This is a genomic window from Corynebacterium sp. CCUG 69979 (assembly GCF_024454095.1).
Taxonomy (GTDB): Bacteria; Actinomycetota; Actinomycetes; order Mycobacteriales; family Mycobacteriaceae; genus Corynebacterium; species Corynebacterium genitalium.
The window spans coordinates 41969-61251 of record NZ_JAGPZA010000002.1; the positions used below are offsets into that span (position 1 = coordinate 41969).

Sequence of the window (19283 nt, forward strand, 5' to 3'; positions counted from 1 at the left end):
GTGGTCGCTACTTTGTGGGTCTCCGCCAGTACACGCGGTCTCCCTTCTGGAATAGATTGAAGTCATCCCAGTGGACGGCCTCTTTAAGGCGATCTTCCGTGGCAGAATCCTGACGCTCTAACGTTCGGTATGCAGCCCAGGAGAAGTAGTCCGCGATCTGCCCGTTCAGATCCTGCTTGACTGGGTGGAAAAGCACCCTGTACTTCACCCCAAGTTCGCCCAGGATCGGCTTGATTTTCTTCAAGAATGCGTTGCGTTTCTTACCCGTGAGCACCGAATCGAAGATCATGATCACTTGCTGATCCCCGTCATCCACTAAGGCTTTGCCCACCCAGCGCCCCATAGCTGCGCCGAAGAGGCGAAATAACTCGATCTCATTCTGAAGATTAGGAGCAGCATAAGCCTTATTGATCCACACAGTGTGGACCCGTAGACCGTCAAGCCCACAAATCGTATCGACGACCCGCTTCCTTGTCCCTTTAGTGTTCTCCGTCGCGTGGAATTCTAGATCTTCGCTTCCCTCAGCCATCAGGTCATACTTCAATCGCTGCATGACAGACGCGGTGTAGACCGGATCACGCAGGCATACCGCGGACAACACGAAATGCTGCGAAGCCTTAGGGCCGAACTGCATATCCCCCGACTCGTCAATGAAAACGAAAAGAGTCGATGTGCTCGTACCTGAATCCATCAAACCTGCTTAGTTTTGTCCGAATCTCCAAAGCTCTCACCGGCGAGGACGAGGGAGATGAACAGGAAAACGACACCGTACGCGAGACCGATCCAGACCTTGTGCAGCCGTGGGCCGAACCACTGGGCGATCTTCGCGCCGATGAACGCGCCGAGGGTGTTCATGAGGAAGTCATCAATATCGGAGTACCCTAGCCCGAAAACGTACTGCGACACCTCGATGAGCAGGCTGAACCCGGCACCGAAGAGAGTCGCGGTGAGCACCGGACGGTGCTGGCGTTCGAAGAGAATGAATGCGAGTACGCCGACCGGAATGAAGAACGCTACGTTGCCTCCGTAGCCGAAAAGCGGCCCGAACCACGATTTCGCCTCAACAAGGTCCGAGAAGGGGACAAGCGAGACGCCCCTCCGCATCTGGTTCGCGGGATCCCAAAGGTACCCAATCCGGAAGAACGCCTTGAGCAGGGTCAGTGCTATGACCACACCCGAGTACGCTGCGAGCGCTCCGGCCGTTGCCCGGCGGCTTGTCACCGTCATCTCACCACGAGGTTGACCATTCGTCCCGGGACGACGATGGTTTTGACCACGTTCTTGCCGTCGATAAGCGATGCGACGCGCTCGTCCGCAACCGCGATCGCCTCGATGTCGTCCTTGGAGGCGTCGGTGGGGACGTCGACACGCGCGCGGACCTTGCCGTTGATCTGGACGGGGATCTCGACGGTGTCGTCAGTCAGCAAGCTCTCGTCGAATGTGGGGAAGGACTCGAACGTGATCGTGCCGGAGTGGCCGAGACGCGCCCAGAGCTCTTCGGCGATGTGCGGCGCGAGCGGGGAGACCATCTGCACGAGCGGCTCCACCGTTTCACGTGAAACATTCGCACCGGATTTCTCGCGTGCCTTGGTCAGGTAGTTGACGTACTCGATGAGCTTCGCCACGACCGTGTTGTCGCGCAAGTTCGCGTAATCGTCACGAACGCCGGCAATGGTGCGGTTGAGCTGCTTCGCGTCTTCGTCGGTCATCGGCTCATCGGAAACAGCGACTTCACCGGTCTCTTCATCGACCACGAGTCGCCACAGGCGCTGCAGGAAGCGGTGGGCACCTACGACATCCTTCGTCGCCCAGGGGCGGGAGGTGTCCAGCGGGCCCATCGACATCTCATAAACGCGCAGCGTATCGGCACCGAAATCGCGCGCGATCTCATCGGGAGCCACGGCATTCTTGAGGGACTTGCCCATCTTGCCGTACTCCTGCTTGACTTCTTCGCCCTGGTAGAAGAACTTTCCGTCCTTCTCCTCAACCTCGGCCGCTGGGACGTAGACACCGCGGGAATCCGTGTAGGCGTAGGCCTGGATGTAGCCCTGGTTGTACAGGCGGCGGTACGGCTCCTTGGAGGTCACGTGGCCCAGGTCGTAGAGCACCTTGTGCCAGAAACGCGAGTACAGCAGGTGCAACACGGCGTGCTCAACACCGCCGACGTAGAGGTCCACACCACCCGGATCATTCTCACCGTGCTTGGACGGCTGCGGTCCGGCCCAGTAGCGCTCGTTCTCGATGTCGCACAGCGCCTCATCATTCGTCGGGTCGATGTAGCGCAGCTGGTACCAGGACGACCCCGCCCACTGTGGCATGACGTTCGTGTCGCGAGTGTACTTCTGAGGGCCATTCCCAAGATCGAGCTCGATCTCGACCCACTCGGTCGCCTTCGCCAGTGGGGGAGAAGGCTCCGAATCAGCGTCATCCGGATCGAAGGAGACCGGGTTGTAATCCTCCACGTCCGGAAGCTCGACCGGCAGCATCGGTTCCGGCAGCGCGTGCGCGTCACCATTGTCGTCGTACACGATCGGGAACGGCTCGCCCCAGTAGCGCTGACGGGCGAAGAGCCAGTCGCGCAGCTTGTACTGGATGCGCTCAACACCAGAGCCCTGCTCAACCAACCAGTCAATCGCCTTCTCAATCGACTCCGTCTTGCCCAAGCCGTTGAGGTCCAGACCGGACTCATTGGCGGAGTTGATGTGCGGGCCGTCCTCGGTGAACGCGGCCTCCTCGATATTGCCGCCCTCGAGAACCGGGATGATCGGCAGGCCGAAGACGGTGGCGAATTCATAGTCGCGTTCATCGTGGGCCGGCACCGCCATGATGGCGCCGGTGCCGTAACCGGTGAGAACGTAATCCGCGATGAACACCGGCACCTGCTCGCCGTTGACCGGGTTCAGGGCATAGGAACCAAGGAAGACACCCGTCTTCTCTTTGTTCTCCTGTCGCTCCACGTCGGACTTCGCGGCGATGGCGCGCTTGTACGCTGCGACAGCCTCTGCAGGGGTTTGCTCTCCGTACGTCCAGCGGGAGTCCACGTTTGCGGGGTAGGAATCGGCCGTCAGTGCGTCGACAAGCTCATGCTCGGGCGCGAGCACCATATACGTCGCACCGAACAGCGTGTCGGGGCGGGTGGTGAACACCTCCAGCGGGCCAGCCTCAGACTGGAACGCGACCTCCGCACCGCGCGAACGACCGACCCAGTTGCGCTGCATCGCCTTGACCTTGTCGGGCCAATCCAACAGCTCAAGGTCATCGAGCAGGCGGTCCGAATACGCGGTGATGCGCATCATCCACTGGCGCAGGCGCTTACGGAACACCGGGTAGTTGCCGCGCTCCGACCGACCCTCGGCCGTGACCTCTTCGTTCGCCAGCACCGTTCCCAAGCCGGGGCACCAGTTCACCATCGAATCAGACAGGTACACCAGGCGGAACTCGTCAACGGCCTTCTGCTTTTCGACGTCATCCAGCCCGTTGTAGTCACGCCCATCCTTCGTGGTGCGCTTCCCGGAGGTGAGTTCGTCGATAAGCTCCGCGATGGGGCGTGCCTTCTGCTGATCCTCGTCGAACCACGAGTTGAAGATCTGCAAGAAGATCCACTGCGTCCAGCGGTAAAACTCCGGATCGGTCGTAGCGACGGAGCGACGGCGATCATGGCCGAGACCCAGCGCGTCCAGCTGGCGGGTCATGTTCTCGATATTCGCCATCGTGGTCGTGCGCGGGTGCGTGCCCGTCTGAATGGCGTACTGCTCCGCGGGCAGCCCGAAGGAGTCATAGCCCAGGGTGTGCAGGACGTTCTTGCCCAGCATGCGGTTATAGCGAGCGAACACGTCCGTGGCGATGTACCCCAGCGGGTGGCCGACGTGTAGACCGGCACCGGAGGGGTAGGGGAACATGTCCTGGACGTTGAGCTTGTCGGCGGGAAGTTCGCTACCGTCAGCGAGGGGGCCGACTGGGTTCGGGGCGTTGAAGGTCCCGTTGTCGATCCAGTACTTTTGCCACTTTTGTTCAATGTCGTTGGCAAGGCCCGCTGTGTAGCGGAACGCCGGTCCAGTCGCGCTAGTCATGGTTAGTCAGTGTAATAGGCGGCCTCCGTCTCTTCAGGCATCGTGTAGGCCTCCGGGTCAGGTGCATCAAGTTCATCATCTGGGATCCACCTCGGGGGCACGGGGTCGAAGGGGAACTTCAGGTCATACTGGGCCGCCAACTTCTCCAAATCTGCTTGGCACTGGCGGTATGCGGACCACGCAGCTTCCCGCTCCGCACCGAGATAGGGGTCATACGCCACCACCTTGTTTTCGTAACCGTCAAGAATGGTGTGACTTTTTGCGTGAAAGTGGGTCGCCTTCTTCCTCAACCGTTCTACGTCGTCGAGCGTGCGGCGCCACCGCGGGTTGGTGGGGGTGAGGTTCGCCCCGGTAATGGAGTCGGCGTCGATGCGCTGGTAGGTCCCGTCGTCGTACAACCAGATGATTTCTCCAGTCAGTGCGTCTTGGACATAGAAGGCGCCGCGATCGGTTTTGCAGTTGTGGTGGTGTTGGCACAGACAGAAGAGATTGCTCGCGGTGGTGGGGCCGCCTTCGTCCGAGGGGATCCGGTGGTCAAGCTGGCAGTTCGTCGCGGGCTGTGTGCATCCCGGGAAGATGCAGGTTCCGTCGCGCCCGCGGACAAACGCAGCCATATCCGCCGGTGCATCATGGCCCGCCACGACTTTCGTGGCTGCTCCGTCGAGGTCGATCACAGTTGTGCCGAACTTTTCGGCCAAAAGATGAAGCATGGCGCTTCCCGACGCCCCCGTGTACCCGAACCCCGGAATAAAGGAGGCCGAGGACTCGTCCACGCCGCCATCAGCACCTTTCGGCGTGTACGCGTAAATCGTCGCTGTCGCGGCTGGGGTGGTGTCACCGGTGAGCAGCTTGATTGCGGCCTCTGCTTGGGTGACCTTCTCTTTCCGTGCTGCTTCATTTATGTTGGAGCGGAGTGCTGCAATGGAGGCGTTGTCAGCGGAGAGCGTCATCCATGCTTCATCGGACCCAGCTGCTCCGGGCCCGAAGTCGATCTGAGGAGCGCCCGGCGTGGTGCGCTTTCGGTTCTTTTTCTTCGCCAGGTCGAATGCGGCCTCGGTGTCAAAGTCACCGATCATCTTGTTCAGCCGCAACGTGATGGTGTTGCGTGCCGGTAGCGCTTGCCGCGTCTTGACGGGCGTGAACATCTCCACAAGTGCATCGTCGAAGGCTTCGTACGCCTCGGCCGGGGCATCAGGTCCCAAGCATCCGATCGCGGCGGCTACAGCGGATAAGCGGTCCAGATCCAACCGCGCCGTTGCGAGTTGCATCTCTCGTAGACGGGGCAAGCGGCGCAGCGTCTGATACGCGTAGATCCCTTCTTCCGCCGCCCGCTTGTTGATCCCGGCCAGTTGGCTTAGACGAGCCGTCTCACGGTCGTGGTCACGGTTGCCGAGGATCTCTCCACCCTCGACTTCAGACGGGTCAAAGCAATACTGCTTGAAGATCTTGAGTTGACCAGCCCGCGCTTCCGCTCCGGCCAGCGCGACGTCATCATCGGGTTTCTCGGTCAGGAAATACGGTTCAGGTCTCGTTCGTGCAGCCATGGTTCCCCCAACAGGTGCGTTCAACGTCTATGCGAACATACTTGCACACGCACCCGACAACATCGGGCGTATTTACCCGCATGTTAGCCGATGTGTTCGATTCGGATGCCTATGAACGCTGGTCAGGGGGAGGGGGTTAGAACAGCGCCGATAAGCGGTTAAAGCGAACGCGCACGCACCACATCGCACAAAGCGGAGAGCACTGCGGTGGGCACTCCGTGCTTGCGACCGACGAGCTCAATAGCGCCGCCGATGGTTTCGATCTCGGTGGGCCGTCCGGCTTCGATATCCGCGGTCATGGAGGTCTTATGCTCGGGGATTGTGTCGAAGACTTTGTTCAGCGATGCCCGGATAAATTCTTCGCGAACATCAATACCTTCTGCGCGCGCCACAGCGAGGGATTCATTCAAGATCTGCTCCAGTAGGCGGCTGCCCGGCGCGGACTTGCCTGTTTGCCCCAGCGTCATTCCGGTGGAGCCGCCGATCGTGTTCACAGCCGTGTTGAAGATGAGCTTCTCCCAGATAGGGATGTGCACGTTCTCAAACAGCCCGATTTCGAATCCAGCACTCTTGAGCGCTTCAAACACCAAGTGCGCGGCCTCCGACGGCTTGCCGTCGCTAACGTAGTCACCCATCGCGATGTGCCCGTAGTCGGAAGACCTGATCGTTTGGCCATCGCGGTCGGCGGAGTAATCCGTCACGCCGACAAGCGTGCGTTCAGGACCGAAGACCTCTAACAGAGGATTCCCGTTGCCGAGGCCATTCTGCAGCGTCAACCCGATCGTCTCGTCGGTGAAAATGTGGTTTGCGCCAGCGAGAGCATCGCGCGTGTACATGCCCTTGGTGAACACCTGCACAAAATCGACCTTCTCCTTGAGGTCAGAGGCCTTGTAGGCCTTTGCGTCCTGGTGAGTGTCGAACACCTCTTGCCCCGCATGTTGCAAGCGTGCGCCAAACAGTTGCCCCATCACTCCCGCACCAATGACCGCAATCTTCTCCGTGATCGCCTTTCACGCTAGTTCGCCTCTCGACGTATCCACCCACGATCCTACGCCCAACCTTCCCCCTCTCTTCACGCAGATGCGCACATAGATACCGCTAGGCGAAGGACGTCAAAGTTCTGTTTCACATGAAACGCTGGCGAGCGAGAGAGCACTAGGAAGCAATACATAAAAATACAGAACGCTCGCGGTCGTCATGATTCTCTATCCAGTTCTAGTCAGCGCGCCATCCGCAACTGCCGCCGGAAAACAAGTTCCGGGCGCGCTCCGGCACGGCTAAATCCCCAGTCAAATCAGGGAACCATGGGCCGATCACCCTGACTCAGGCCCAGGCTCAAGAGCGCCTAGACAAAGACCTTCCTCACGGCCCGGGCCGGGGTCCGTACCACACGGCGGTGCGGACAATGATCCAGCCACTGATGCCCGCTTTTTAGGTCATCTTGATCCGGCCCATGACCTTTTCCATAAGGGCCTTCTCGCGGCTGGCCTGAATTGCAGGGTCGGTAGCTTGCATGTACTCGACGGTGGATACTTTGTCGCCGCCACGACGGTTCTGTGGAGGCTCCAACCCCTCGATCATCAGGGCCTCCATGGAGGCGAGGAGCGTGTCGAAGGACAAATTGGCTGGGTTGATTTCGCCGAGGCCGTCCTCGCGAACGGGACGTACACCAAACCAAGAGAAGCGGTCCCAGCGAGCTTTGGTGCGGTCGCGGGTGTGCTCGGAAAGCCGACTGCCCATGCGGCCATTCGTAGCGCGGCCGACGTACATCACTCGGTCACCGTTGTAGAGGATGTAAACGCCTGCCTGCTGAGAGAAGTCGATCGGATCTCCACCGTTCTCTCCGTAAAGCTTGGTGTTGCTTCCCTTCTTCCAATCCACCTCGCTGCGTAACCAGTACATTCCGAAGGCGTTGATCAGGCCCATCTCCTCATCGGGCTCATCGGCCTGCGGGGTTTCCGGGAGCTCGTCGGCGGTTGGTGTGGGTACGGGCACAGCGTCAGCGCCGTCACGCAGCTTGTACACACCAGGCTGCACCTTCACCACAGAGTCTTTGAGACTTGTGGACAGCAATGAGCCGACCGTGCCACTAGGCGTGTTACCCAAAGCGGACCGCAAATGACGATCACGGATCTCGGCGGCAATGGCGGTGTAGTGCATATCTTCACCGACGTCACGGAGCACGGTGAGTATGGCTTCTTTCCAGGGCATATCGTTCTGAGCTGCGTTCATGTTTTTCAATCTAGCGGTAAGTGGCCCACTTCACGACCGGAGCAAGCCGGTCGAGATCGACACGGTCAACGTCCTTGCCGTAAGTGTCGATCATCATTGCTCGTTGACGCTCTTCCCCGGCTTGAATTTGAGCTTGCCCACTAGGCCCTTCATTACGCGGCGATGGGCAGGGGAGAGCTCAGAATAGTTCAGGCGACCAGGCAGGTAGAAGCGTTCGACCGAGTCCGTTAGCTTGCCGAGGAGGCTGGCGGCGAGGTCTTGATCGGCGACGACGTCGTCAAGCGCCATGCCCCCCGAGACGAGGGAGACGGGGTGCGCAGCGAGCACCTCGTGTGGCAGGTCCTTGGTAATGCGACACCTAGGTGCGCGGGGCTGCGGATGGGGGAGAGGACGACGATGGGGCCGCCGCATTCCGCGACCGTTTAGACAGAGGGGAATTCACCGGCCCTGACGCCGAGGCGCAAGGCGAGCACTTCGGCGTCTTGCTGAGTGGATCTGTAGAAGGTGGCGTAGAGGCCGGCGGAGTCGTTGGCTCCATCGTTTCACGTGAAACTTTGGCAGACGGGCGGGTAGAAAAGGAAATAAGGTGGGGATATGCGGAACACTCCTCTTGCGTACAGGCTCGCAGATGCGATCGGAACTCAAAGCCAGCGAGTTACAGTCATTGCTGGACCTCATGCGAGGGTCGATACAATTGGGGCGCTCGCTGCCAAAGGCCCGTATGCCGGAGTAAATGTGACCACGATGGACGGCTTCCTGAGGAACGCGGCGAGAGCCCTCACTCCCAGAACTGCGCTACCGAAGGGGCGAATTCTCCGCGAGGTTTCACGCGTCCTCCTCGACGAAGACACCGCGTTCAAGGAAAAGAGCCTACACACGGAGAGCGCCACTCGCTCCTCGCTTTCGAACATTGTTGCGCGCTTGCTCGCATTGCCGCCCGAGAGCAGGCGTTTGGCCAGCTCGGGCCTACCGGGGGAATCTGCCCGCATTGCGGAGTGCGTTGCCCAGCGCATCGCTGCGGAGCACTTCACCGTCGCGGAGAACCACGACGAAGCGGTCCGTCAAAACACGGATGTGAAGGTCATCGCGGTGGGCAACGTCGCTCGAACGCCGCAAGAAGAGCGTCTGCTTGAGCGTATCGACGCCACATACGTCGACCCCGCAGTAGCGAATTCCGACAAAGTACCAGTCACCGCGTACCGCGACCCCTGCGAGGAAATCGCAGACGTCGTTTCGCTCATCCGCGAGAACAAGAGCGCCGATCCCAACACCCGTGTAGCGGTGGCAACGTGCGACCCCGGTTACGTCCCCGAGCTCGCCACCACTCTCACAGCGGCGGGAATCGGTATTACTGCCCCCAGCCACAAAGCACTCAAGGACGATCCTTATGTGCGCGCTATCTTGCAGGTTCTCGCACTCGATGCGCGGAGGTTCCCGCGCCGCGATGTCTCTGAGCTCCTCGGCACTGCGTGGTTGGAAGGGTTGCCGTCGCAGTACTCCTACGACCGCCTCACCCGTGGTCGGCGGGAAGAAGAGGAAACCGCGCAGTGGGCCAAGGACTTCCAGGAGCAGCTCCAGCGGGTCTGGGCAAGCCAGACATGGGAAGAGACCAGCCAAGCGCTCAAAGCGCTGCTCGGCACTACTACCCCTGCTGTCGATGCAGTCATCGACGACCTGGCCACCCTGGACAATCACCTTCCGCCGCCCACCCAGGAGATGGTCTACGACCTGGTCAACGATGCATTCTCGGGCCTGCAACGCTTCGAGCCGACCGGCGATGTCGTGATCGGCGACTTAAGCGATATCGTGGGCATGCAGCTGGACCACCTGTACATCGTCGGTGCCACCGACACGAACCTACCCGGCACGTTCACGGAGGATCCCGCGATCAAGGCTGCGCAGTCGGGAGTGGACTCCGTGTGGTTAAACAAACGCATGACCACGCTCTGGGAAGCGGCGCTGCGCTCGGCGGACAACGTGGCCATCTCCTACCCGCGCTCCAGCGTCATGGGCGACATCAGCGGCGAACCGTCCAGCTGGATCCTGGAGCAGCAGCCGGCGCGCCGCTTCGACTCGGGCACCTTGGTCCCGCCTACCGACAAGCACCTGGCGGTTCTCAAAGCTGCCGTGGATACCGAGGAAACACCGTTCACGCGCGTGCGCGGTTACCGCGAAACCGGGCAGCGCAACGCATACAACGGCTTCATTCACTCGCCGATTGGGCAACGCTACCTGCGCAATCCGCTGTCCCCGACCTCCATGGAGAAATTCTCCGACGAACCCCAGCAGTTCTTCGTGGAGAAAGTACTCCAGCGCTCGCTTCTCGACGACAAACCCCCCGCCACCAGCGTCGACTCCGCCGAAAGGGGAACAATCTTCCACGAGATTTTCGAGGAATGGGCCCTTGAGAACCGGCTCGGCCCCAATCTCGGCGCAGACATGAATGAGGAGAAATGGCGGGCGAGCATGGCCGCGATCGTCGATAAGCATGTGGGTGACGCGCGCGAATACTCGCCCATGGTGTGGCAGGCGTTCGCGAGCGAAGTCCGTTCCCAGACGAAAGCTTGGCTCGAGCGCGAGATCCAAGACTCGCAGGACGGTTGGATCGCTGTTGGCGCGGAGGTCAATTTTGGTGACGCTGCGCCTTTCAAGATCGACCTGGGCAATGGCGCCACGATCTTCGTCCACGGTTCCATCGACCGCGTGGACGTGCGCGGCGACGAGGTGCGCGTGACGGATTACAAGTCGGGTAAGTCAAAGACCTACATCGACAAGCTCAAGGCAAACCAGTTCATCGGTGGCCCCCGCGACCACGTGGAGGGCAAAGGCGGCTACGTGCTGCAGCTCGCGGTCTACGGCGAGGTGGTGCACGGGGTGCTCGAGGGGCAACGCGACGCCGCGCCAGAGCTCGCCGCAGTGCTGGACCGCTTCCTGGAGCCCGGCGAAGGGGCGACCGTGAACTCACGCTACTGGATGTTCCGCGACGAAGCTCAGCAAGAAGTAGACGTCGCGGTGAATGAGGAAGCACGCAAGGTGCTCCGCGAATACCTGCGCGAGGCACACCGCGCAATCACCGCCGGTGAGTTCCCGCCGACGTACAGCAAGAAAAACCACATGTTCGGCTATTCCAGCTACGCCGTGGCGTTCGGGCCGAACCGCAACAACGCAGTCGCACTCGCCGTGGCGGAAACGGAGCTTGACCAGTGATACCCAAAGACCAGGCACAACGCGATGCCATCGTGCACGCCACAGGCATCTCCCACTTTGTGGAGGCAGGCGCAGGTTCAGGCAAGACGGCCCTGCTGGTGGAGCGCATGCTCACTTTGCTTATCGACGAAGGCGTCCCCCTAACCCGCCTCGCCGCCATCACCTTCACAGTGAAGGCCGCCGAGGAATTGGTGAACCGTCTGCGCAAGGCCTTGACCAGTGTGCAGAAGACCCGTCAGTTCACCACCCCAAGCAGGGCCGTCCGCGAGTTCACCGCGCCGGAAGCCCAGGAGCGCGCACTCCAGGCGCTCGCCGATCTACCCGGCGCGGCGATTGAGACGCTGCACTCCTTCTGCCTCCGCCTCATCCGCATGTACCCGCTCGAACTGGGTGTGCCGCCGGAGGTGACCAAGGCAGACGAGCTCGAGGCCGGTTTCGCCTCCGTCCTGCGTGCCGAGGGAGTGATGAGCTACATCGACTCCATCATCACCGGCGATGCCACCGAAAAGGACCCGCAGGTGGTCGAGGCCGTCACCGAGCTGATTCTGGAGGGCTACGCGCCCCGGAACATCGAGTCGATCGTCCTCTTCATGGATGCGCACTGGGGCGAGCTCGGCCCGACTTTAAATGCGCCGATCTCCGCTATCGATCCGCTTACCCGCGAGGACCTGGAAGCTGCCAAGCGCACCATGCTGGGATGGATCGATGCCGGCGACCCTCAGACGGTGAAGACTGACTCCTGGTGTGTGAAGAAGGTCCAGCCTTTCATCGACGCCATCGATACCGAGCTGAAGACTGACGCCACCGAGTTCACTGACTTCCCGTCTGAGCACCTCATCGGCCGCGGCACAGGCGGTGCGAAGGGCAAGTGGCGTGTCGACGATGTGTGCACCCTCAAAGATGAGCTCGAAGAAATTCAGGCAACTTTCAAGACCAAACTGCGCAGCCGGAAAGTCCATAACGTCTGCGTTCTGCGCCGTCTCATCGCCGAGCTGACCTTGGACAACGCGCTGAAGCGCCGTCGCGCCGGCAAGCTCGAGTACCACGACATGATCTACCTGGCGGCGGAGCTCATGGGCAACGAGGCGGCGCTAGCTGAACTGCAGGATCGGTTCCGCATGATCGCTGTGGACGAGTTCCAGGACACCGACCCGAACCAGCTCGACATCGTCGATGCTCTCACCGCGCACAGCACCCGCTTCACGGTGGGGGACCCGAAGCAGTCGATCTACCGCTTCCGCCGTGCAGACCTAGACACCTACCTCAGCGCCCGCCAGGGTGCCGAGGAACGCGGCGAACTGCTGAACCTGACCGCCAATTTCCGTTCCGACGATGCGATCGTCAACACCGTCAATTCGCTGTTTGCCACGATGTTTGAACAGGCCCCCGGCGACGTTCCTTTCGAAGCGATGGAAGCGTGGCGCGGCAAGCCCGGCCACGTGGCAATCGTCAGGCACCAGGAGGTCGAAATCGAGGAGGCCGAGTCCGAGCAGGAGCTGGAATTCGACGATGTCCTCGCCGCTGTCCGTGGGGCTGACGTGAAGCTCAGCGATATTGCCGTTCTTGTTCCCACGCAGCAGGACGCGCTCTACATCCAACGGGGTCTGCTCGAAAACGGCATTCCAGCCCGCACCGAGGGTTCCACAAAGATCTACGCCGACCCGGACGTGGAAGAGCTCATCTCTGTGCTGCGCGCCATCGCCGACCCAGCCAACGGGTTCGCAGAGATCATCGCGCTGCGCGGTCTGCACATCGGTGTGAGCGACGAGGAGCTCGCGGAAGGCCACTTGGCTTTCTTGGACTCGGCCGAGCTGTCCCCCGATCACCCTTACGAACGGGCCCGCTCGCTTCTGAAGGAGCTGCGTAAAGAATCGGCGGGGCGGACGGTTGCCGGGGTGGTTGAGTTGGCCGTCGATAAGCTCAATGTGTTCGCGAACCTCGCGCGACCAGCGACTGTAGAGAAGTCGCGCATGGTGCAGCGCGTGATCGAAGACGCGCGTGCGTTCACTGCCGCGACCACCGCGGGCCTGCCGTCCTTCATCCGCTGGGCTGAAGAACAGGCGGAGAGCAGGGATGGCGTCGGGGAGCCCGTGCTTGACGACGGCACCTCCGCCGTCCGCATCATGACCATCCACGCCTCGAAAGGCCGCGAGTTCCCCGTGGTTATCCTCGCGGGCCTCACCCGCCAACCGAGCAACCGCTTCACCATCGGTTTCGAACCGAATGAGCGGACCATCGAATTCAACTTCAACGACGCTCCCACCCCGCAGTTCGAGGCGACGAAGGAATTCGAGAGCGACGCGGCAGAAGCTGAAGCCGTGCGCCAGCTCTACGTCGCGGCAACGCGTGCCGAGCACTCCCTGGTCATTCCCCTCGAAATGAGCCGCACCAGCAGCGGGTCCTTCAAAGTCTCGCGCGGCAGGCCGTTCGCAAAAGCCCTTGAGGGCTCCGAACGCATCCAGCTTCCGCACGACGCCATTGCCCAACCCGTGGCGCGCGAGGACGTGCCGCATGCGGTTCCCGACATCGACGCTATCCAGTTGCTTTACGACGCACGCGCCCAACACCTCAACACCGACACCCTCAGCGGAAAATTCAGCGCGACCATGATATCCCACCTGCCTGACGGTGAAACCGGTGCCGACCACGCCCTGCTGACTGAACTGCTCGACAAAGGCGCCAACGAAGGATGGCTACGCACAGCTGACGAGCCCTACTTCAAGGCCAACCGCGAATCCCGCGGCATGACCTTCGGCACCGTTGTCCACGAGTCGATGGAAATGATTGCTCTCGACGGCTCCGTCGATGACGTCGTGGAGACCGTCGCCAGCATCAACGAGCTCGAGCCCGAGCTGATCGAGGAGGCCACCGCCGCCGTAAACAACTACCTCGCCTCCGATGTCGTACGAGCAGCGCTGCGCGGTATGCATGAGCGCGAGCTTCCCATCATCGGCGCGATCGACGGAACACCTATCGACGGTGTCATCGACCTCCTCTACCAAGACAGCACAACAGGGGAGTGGGTCATCGGCGACTACAAGACGGATGCCTACTGCTCCCCTAAGCGCATCAGGGGGTACTTCGTGCAACTCCAGCTCTACGCGAAGCTCCTCGACAGAGACGTCTCCCGGATCGAGCTCTACTTCCTGGGTGACTCTGGGGTGGAGGTGCGGTCTTTGGAGCTGAACAGCTGACGTGTTCGGGCTAGCCACGGCTTGAATTTCAGGAAGACGTAAGCAATGGCCATAAAGATCGCGATACCGAACACCCCGTACCAGAAATAGGTGACCGAGGGTGCGCCCGGGAGAAGTTGAATGACGCCAGGTACAGCGAACGCAATGCCTGCGATAGCTAGCAGGAAGTTCTGACGATCCTGGCGTATTGCCGTCATTCGATCCACGTGAATGCGGGCGTTGTCGGAACGCGTCGCGTAAACGTCCTTTCGCAGCTCGATTTCGCTGACAATGTCTTCGTACTGGTCCCGGGCACCCGTCTGGATCAAAATGTGGTCAAGAAGTTCAGAGTCGGCCACCTTCCCCGAAACTGTCTCGTACCAGAGATGGTCCCGCAGTCGAACCAGATCCATCTGGATCTTCTCGAAGTCCTGGAGACTATCCTGCAGAGACCGGTTGACGATGTCAATTTCTTCTTCGGTCAGTGTATCTTTCCGGACAAGTTGATCAAGTTCCTCCGACCCGAAAGCCATTCTTCTGAGCTGGTTACTGATCTCGCTGATGTAGTTGGAGGCTCTACGCGCCAAGATCGCCAAGTCCACGTACCGCGTGGCGGATAGCATCGAGAAGCCCCAGTCACCGCAATCACGCGGGGTTCTGCGCACAATCGCTAGACCACGTTCCGCTGAGTGCATCGTCCAGTTCTGGAACACGTCAACCCGGGAAGTTTCGAGTACCGCTCCATTCATCGACGGAATCCCGGAGGTGTACTCATCTGCACGCGAAGCAAGTGCCCACGCCCATCGGTCGTGACTCGTCCAACCGCCGGAAGACTCACCATCTTCAGAACGTAGGAGCGCCGGGGGCTTCAAATCTTCTACACCAGGCACCGCTGTGGCCACCGTGTACGTCGATCGCGTGTGAGGCCTGAAGTACTCCTGGTCCTTTTTGCTCTTATCGGTGCCCTCACTAGAACTCTTGTCTTTCTTGACGCTGAGGAATCCACCGTCAGCGATTATCCAGTGATCTTCAGGCTTGACCTCCTTGAAAAGAAGCGAAGAAGCTATTTCAACGAATAGTCGTAGGGGGTTGACTTCAGCCCGCCCATCTCGCTTCCAATCGTTCTCCTTGTAACGCTCCCCGTACAAAGTGAAGTACTGCTGCAGCCAGCCTTTCATCGGATCGGTCCACACGACCTCGAGGTTGGATGCCTCAAAATCTAGCTCCCCGACAAGACTCCCCGGATAAAGCCAGACTTTCTCGCGCGGTTTGTGCAATGACCTGGAAACACGATCCATCATCGCGCTTGAGCAGTTCTCAACAACCACCTGAAACACTAGGAATGAGTTCTTGAACTCGGTGTCTTTTTCTGGCCTTATGGAGCCCAACCGGTGGACATCCGGACCGCGATACTCGAGATACTCAATGCACATCAATCCGAGGCTCGCGAAGGGGTGGCCGGGGTCTACCAACGCGAATCGCGCCCTGGGTTCACTCGGCTGATCGGGCATGGGGGGAAGCTTCCGATACTTCTTGCCGTCTTCCTGGGTGATATCAGCCTCGAACAGATACCTTCTCGCAGTGACGTGCTCACTGTCGCCGGAAGCAAAAGCATCCACAGACTGATGCCCCATGGATTCTTTAAGTGGGGACCGGAAATGAGAAGTCACTCCCTCGTGGAATTTGCGGGGAACGAAATCGAAATCGTCGTTATCCGTGTCTCCCCATGTCATTCTGACGATCTGACCGGAACCATCGTCGTCGGGAAACTGGACACTTTTCACTCCGCGGAATCGGCCGCGCGTCCAACCCTCAAACCCAGTCGGCTCTGCAGCCCCCAAACGCCCCGAAACTGGAACGATGACGGAGAACAGTCCCATCCGCCAATCTGGGGCGGTGTCGACCGCGAAATCTTTCGGGAGCATGAGCTTTGCGCCTTGGGCGGAGTAAAAGTCCCGGTGCATAGCGTCATTAGCCTGCTCCTGCTCGGTATAGACCTTCTCACTACCCATCACAATCACTCCTTAGAACGGCAGCACCTCTACCCGCGCCAACACAGCCTTCTCACCCACATCTTCCTGCAGGACAGCGTTGATCTCTTCGTCCGACGCGCTGGTGAAGATGTGTCCCACCCACGCATCCTTGCCGGGGGAGTACCAGCCGTCGCCGCCTCCGGACACGTTGAGCGCAGCGTCGCGCACCCACAGGGGTCCGATGGCGCCAGGGTTGGACAGAACGTCAAAGGGCTCTAACTGTGTGTGAGCGGCTGGGTCGAGTCGCTCGATCGCACCTTGGTACAACGCGGCCACTCGACGCTCGTTGTCGGACCGCGACAAGAAGTACACGTTGGCCACGCGCATCCCGTCGGCCGGCGCATGGCGCAGTGTCAGCGGCTCGAACCCGTCAAGGGTGCTGGGGTAGGGGTCATTGTCCTCAAGATCGCTGAGGAAGAAATGGTTGGCCAGCTGCTCCGAGGCCTCTTCGTCGTCGTCAATAGTTGGGTCCACGCGCACAATTGTGCGCAGCTGGTAGAGGTCCATGCCCTCCGGGTCGCTCTGGCCCTCGTACGCGGCCTCCGTCCGCAGGTTCCACAGCTCGAACGCGCGGTCAGCGTCGGCGCATGGGCGCGGTGCGAGCGAATGCGTGACGACGCTCTCACCCAACCCCTCAACCCTCTCGCAGTAACGCCGGAACGCCGTGTCGAGATCCTCCGCCCTGCAAATGAATGTGGTGGTGACAAGGCGGACGTCGGTTTGGCTGGCCATTTTTCTTCCAAGGTTCTTGTGACAAGTGTGCTTTAGAATCTCGACGAACTTCCAGCAGACGAGAATCCGGACGAAGAAACGCCCGGGGTCGTGCTTGAGGACTCACCGACGGAAACGGCGGCGTCGGATTGGGTGGGTACGTCGACCGTCGAAAAGCCGAATGCTGCACCTGCAGCACCCAGAAGGAGCGCAACTGCGGTAGCGACGGCGGCGCGCTTTGATATGGCCATGACTGCATCGTAATCCGAAAATGAAAAAGGCCGACGTTTCACGTGAAACATCGGCCTCAAGGCGGGGGAGGGCTAGGCGAGCTCTTTGACCTCTTCATCCCTGGACTCAAACTGGCCCTTGGCGAAGCGATCGACCACGAGGGCAATGGCGCCGTCGCCGGTGACGTTCGCGGCGGTACCGAAGGAGTCGATGACGATGTAGGCCGCGATCATGAGGCCGACCATGTTCTCGTCGAAACCAAGCATGGAGGCGAGCAGGCCAGTGGCTGCCATGATAGCGCCACCCGGGACGCCCGGCGCAGCGATCATCATGACGCCCAGCAGGAGGATGAAGCCGAGATAGAGGCCCGGGTTGACATCCATTCCCGCCATGTAGATGACGGCGAAGGCGTAGAGCGCGATCTTCATCATCGAGCCGGACAGGTGGATCGTCGCGCACAGCGGCACGACGAAACCGGCGACGTTCTCATCGACTTTGTTGTTCAACGTGGATTTCAGCGTGATCGGAATAGTCGCCGCAGACGAGGAAGTACCCAGGGCGGTGAAGTACGCGGGCAGCATGTTGCGCAGAGCGGTGAACGGATTGACGCCCGCGACGACTCCGGCGACCAAGTACTGGAGCACCAGCAAGACGATGGTCATGATGACGGACAGCACCAGCACCTTGCCGAAAGCCGCCATGGTGGAGGCCATGTTCTCGTTCATGCCCAAGTTCAAGAACATGCCGAAGATGAAGACCGGCAGCAGCGGAATGACAAAGGACGTGACCACCTTCATGATCACGCGCTCAAGATCCTTGGTGAAGGAGTAGAGAGTGTCGGACTTCACCGCAGCCATAGCCAAGCCCACGCAGAACGACAGGACCAGAGCGGTCATCACTGCGAACGGAGGATCGATCTCCACCTCGAAGAAGGGGGAGAGGGCGCCTTCATCAACGTCTTCAATATCGGTCTGCAACGACTGGCCGCCCAGCAGCCACGGGTACAGGACAGCGGAGACCCCCCAGGCAGTAAGCCCTGAGATCACCGTGGAGCTGTACGCGATACCGGCCGTGATGCCGAGCCACTTACCGGCACCTTGGCCGAGGCTAGCGATCGCGGGCGTGATCAGCGCGAAGATCAGCACTGGAACGAAGAAGCCCAGGAAGTTGGAGAAGAGCCCGTTGAAGGTGACAAAAATGCGGGCGAGCCATTCGGGAAAGAAGAAGCTGCAGGCGATGCCGGCCACGATGGCCACGACAATCCAGAACAGCAGCGACCTCGTGATCGACTTTGTGTTCATGCCTTCATTCTCCACCACCCGGACCACGAGAAAAAATCGCGTCCCGGTAAACTATGCAAGCATGTCAGCTGGCGTAATCATCGGAATTCTGCTCATCATCGCGGCCCTCGCCCTCCTCATTCCCGGAGTACTGGCGACAGCGGGCCGCCTGCCCGGCAACTCGGTCGTCGGGCTGCGCGTGCCAGAGGTCCGCAAGGATGAAGAGGTCTGGGACACCGCGCACAAAGTCGTGGGCCCGTTCCTCATTCTCGCCGGTGTGGCGCTCGCCTTCGGGGCCGCGTTCTCGTTCATCGCGCACGGGTGGCTGTGGGCCGCTCCGGTTCTGTTGATCATCGCCGCGGTGGTTGCGGTTGCCGTCGGCGGCAATCAGGGCGCGCGTACAGCCCAACTTGTCGACGAAGCCCGCACCCAAACCCCCGAGCCCGAACCCACCCCGAACGTCAACCTCGACGCACTGCGCAATGCCGCTAAGCAAGCCGACGAGAATTAGACGAGTTCCACTCCCGCGACTCAAGCTCGCGGAGCGCACCGTTGAGCGGCGATCCCGTTAACGGCAGTGCAGACAAATCGATTTCAGCCGCTGCTTTTAGAGCTATCTGGTTGGCGCTGTGCGCCGCCTTGAGCGGAAGGCCGATAGAATCCGCGAAGTCGTCCTAGTGCCGCTACCTTGACCATCGACCTCCGTCATCGCCGCCCGGAAATCGAGTTCCTCCAAGTTCCCGCGCAGAAGGGGCGGGGCAACAGACGGCGCTGTTTCACGTGAAACAACTTGAACGTCACC

At 60.5% G+C, this 19283-nt stretch carries 14 protein-coding genes; 3 read left to right on the forward strand and 11 right to left on the reverse strand.

Annotation, left to right across the window (positions count from 1 at the left end; genetic code table 11):
- Positions 1 to 7: 7 nt before the first annotated feature.
- From KBX18_RS01885 to KBX18_RS01915, 7 genes are all read right to left on the reverse strand, one after another.
- The gene (locus KBX18_RS01885; protein ID WP_255994607.1) at positions 8 to 691 is read right to left on the reverse strand and encodes a DUF3800 domain-containing protein; all 684 of its coding nucleotides are present in this window, start codon (positions 689 to 691) and stop codon (positions 8 to 10) included.
- Positions 691 to 1227 (reverse strand): VanZ family protein, encoded by a 537-nt coding sequence (locus KBX18_RS01890; RefSeq protein ID WP_255994608.1) that lies wholly within the window; start codon positions 1225 to 1227, stop codon positions 691 to 693. Before KBX18_RS01890 ends, KBX18_RS01885 begins: the two co-directional genes overlap by 1 nt.
- Entirely contained in the window at positions 1224 to 4070 is a 2847-nt protein-coding gene (gene leuS / locus KBX18_RS01895; RefSeq protein WP_255994609.1) for a leucine--tRNA ligase, read from the reverse strand. The genes KBX18_RS01890 and leuS overlap by 4 nt, the downstream gene beginning before the upstream one ends.
- Before the next feature lie 2 nt (positions 4071 to 4072).
- A complete protein-coding gene (locus KBX18_RS01900; RefSeq protein ID WP_255994610.1) occupies positions 4073 to 5614 on the reverse strand; it encodes an HNH endonuclease signature motif containing protein in 1542 nt (513 codons plus the stop codon).
- A gap of 158 nt (positions 5615 to 5772) precedes the next feature.
- Positions 5773 to 6582: a ketopantoate reductase family protein gene (locus tag KBX18_RS01905; RefSeq protein WP_255994611.1), complete on the reverse strand. Its 810-nt coding sequence runs from the start codon at positions 6580 to 6582 to the stop codon at positions 5773 to 5775.
- Positions 6583 to 7045: 463 nt separating this feature from the next.
- A complete protein-coding gene (locus tag KBX18_RS01910; RefSeq protein ID WP_255994612.1) occupies positions 7046 to 7846 on the reverse strand; it encodes an HTH domain-containing protein in 801 nt (266 codons plus the stop codon).
- Positions 7847 to 7939: 93 nt separating this feature from the next.
- Positions 7940 to 8173, reverse strand: a complete 234-nt coding sequence (locus KBX18_RS01915) for a hypothetical protein (protein ID WP_255994613.1) — start codon at positions 8171 to 8173, stop codon at positions 7940 to 7942.
- Positions 8174 to 8590: 417 nt separating this feature from the next.
- Between KBX18_RS01915 and KBX18_RS01920 the strand changes: the two genes are divergently transcribed.
- Together KBX18_RS01920 and KBX18_RS01925 are read left to right on the forward strand one after the other, a co-directional pair.
- Positions 8591 to 11053 carry a PD-(D/E)XK nuclease family protein gene (locus tag KBX18_RS01920; protein ID WP_255994739.1) on the forward strand — a complete coding sequence of 821 codons (2463 nt, stop codon included), beginning with the start codon at positions 8591 to 8593 and terminating at the stop codon, positions 11051 to 11053.
- Positions 11050 to 14247: a UvrD-helicase domain-containing protein gene (locus KBX18_RS01925; protein WP_255994614.1), complete on the forward strand. Its 3198-nt coding sequence runs from the start codon at positions 11050 to 11052 to the stop codon at positions 14245 to 14247. The genes KBX18_RS01920 and KBX18_RS01925 overlap by 4 nt, the downstream gene beginning before the upstream one ends.
- Here KBX18_RS01925 and KBX18_RS01930 read toward each other — a convergent pair.
- The 4 genes from KBX18_RS01930 to KBX18_RS01945 all read right to left on the reverse strand — a co-directional run bounded on the left by KBX18_RS01930 (position 14193) and on the right by KBX18_RS01945 (position 18502).
- Positions 14193 to 16238, reverse strand: coding sequence for a hypothetical protein (locus tag KBX18_RS01930; protein ID WP_255994615.1), 2046 nt, complete (start codon positions 16236 to 16238; stop codon positions 14193 to 14195). The two genes, KBX18_RS01925 and KBX18_RS01930, sit on opposite strands and share 55 nt — an antisense overlap.
- A gap of 12 nt (positions 16239 to 16250) precedes the next feature.
- Positions 16251 to 16991, reverse strand: coding sequence for a hypothetical protein (locus KBX18_RS01935; protein ID WP_255994616.1), 741 nt, complete (start codon positions 16989 to 16991; stop codon positions 16251 to 16253).
- A gap of 32 nt (positions 16992 to 17023) precedes the next feature.
- Positions 17024 to 17221 (reverse strand): hypothetical protein, encoded by a 198-nt coding sequence (locus tag KBX18_RS01940; RefSeq protein ID WP_156774793.1) that lies wholly within the window; start codon positions 17219 to 17221, stop codon positions 17024 to 17026.
- Between the two features lie 72 nt (positions 17222 to 17293).
- Positions 17294 to 18502 carry a dicarboxylate/amino acid:cation symporter gene (locus KBX18_RS01945; protein WP_255994617.1) on the reverse strand — a complete coding sequence of 403 codons (1209 nt, stop codon included), beginning with the start codon at positions 18500 to 18502 and terminating at the stop codon, positions 17294 to 17296.
- A 61-nt stretch (positions 18503 to 18563) separates the two neighbouring features.
- On the opposite strand from KBX18_RS01945, the gene KBX18_RS01950 reads away from it, so the two are divergent.
- Complete coding sequence (locus KBX18_RS01950) at positions 18564 to 18992, forward strand: SdpI family protein (RefSeq protein ID WP_255994618.1); 429 nt, start codon at positions 18564 to 18566, stop codon at positions 18990 to 18992.
- Positions 18993 to 19283: the final 291 nt, after the last annotated feature.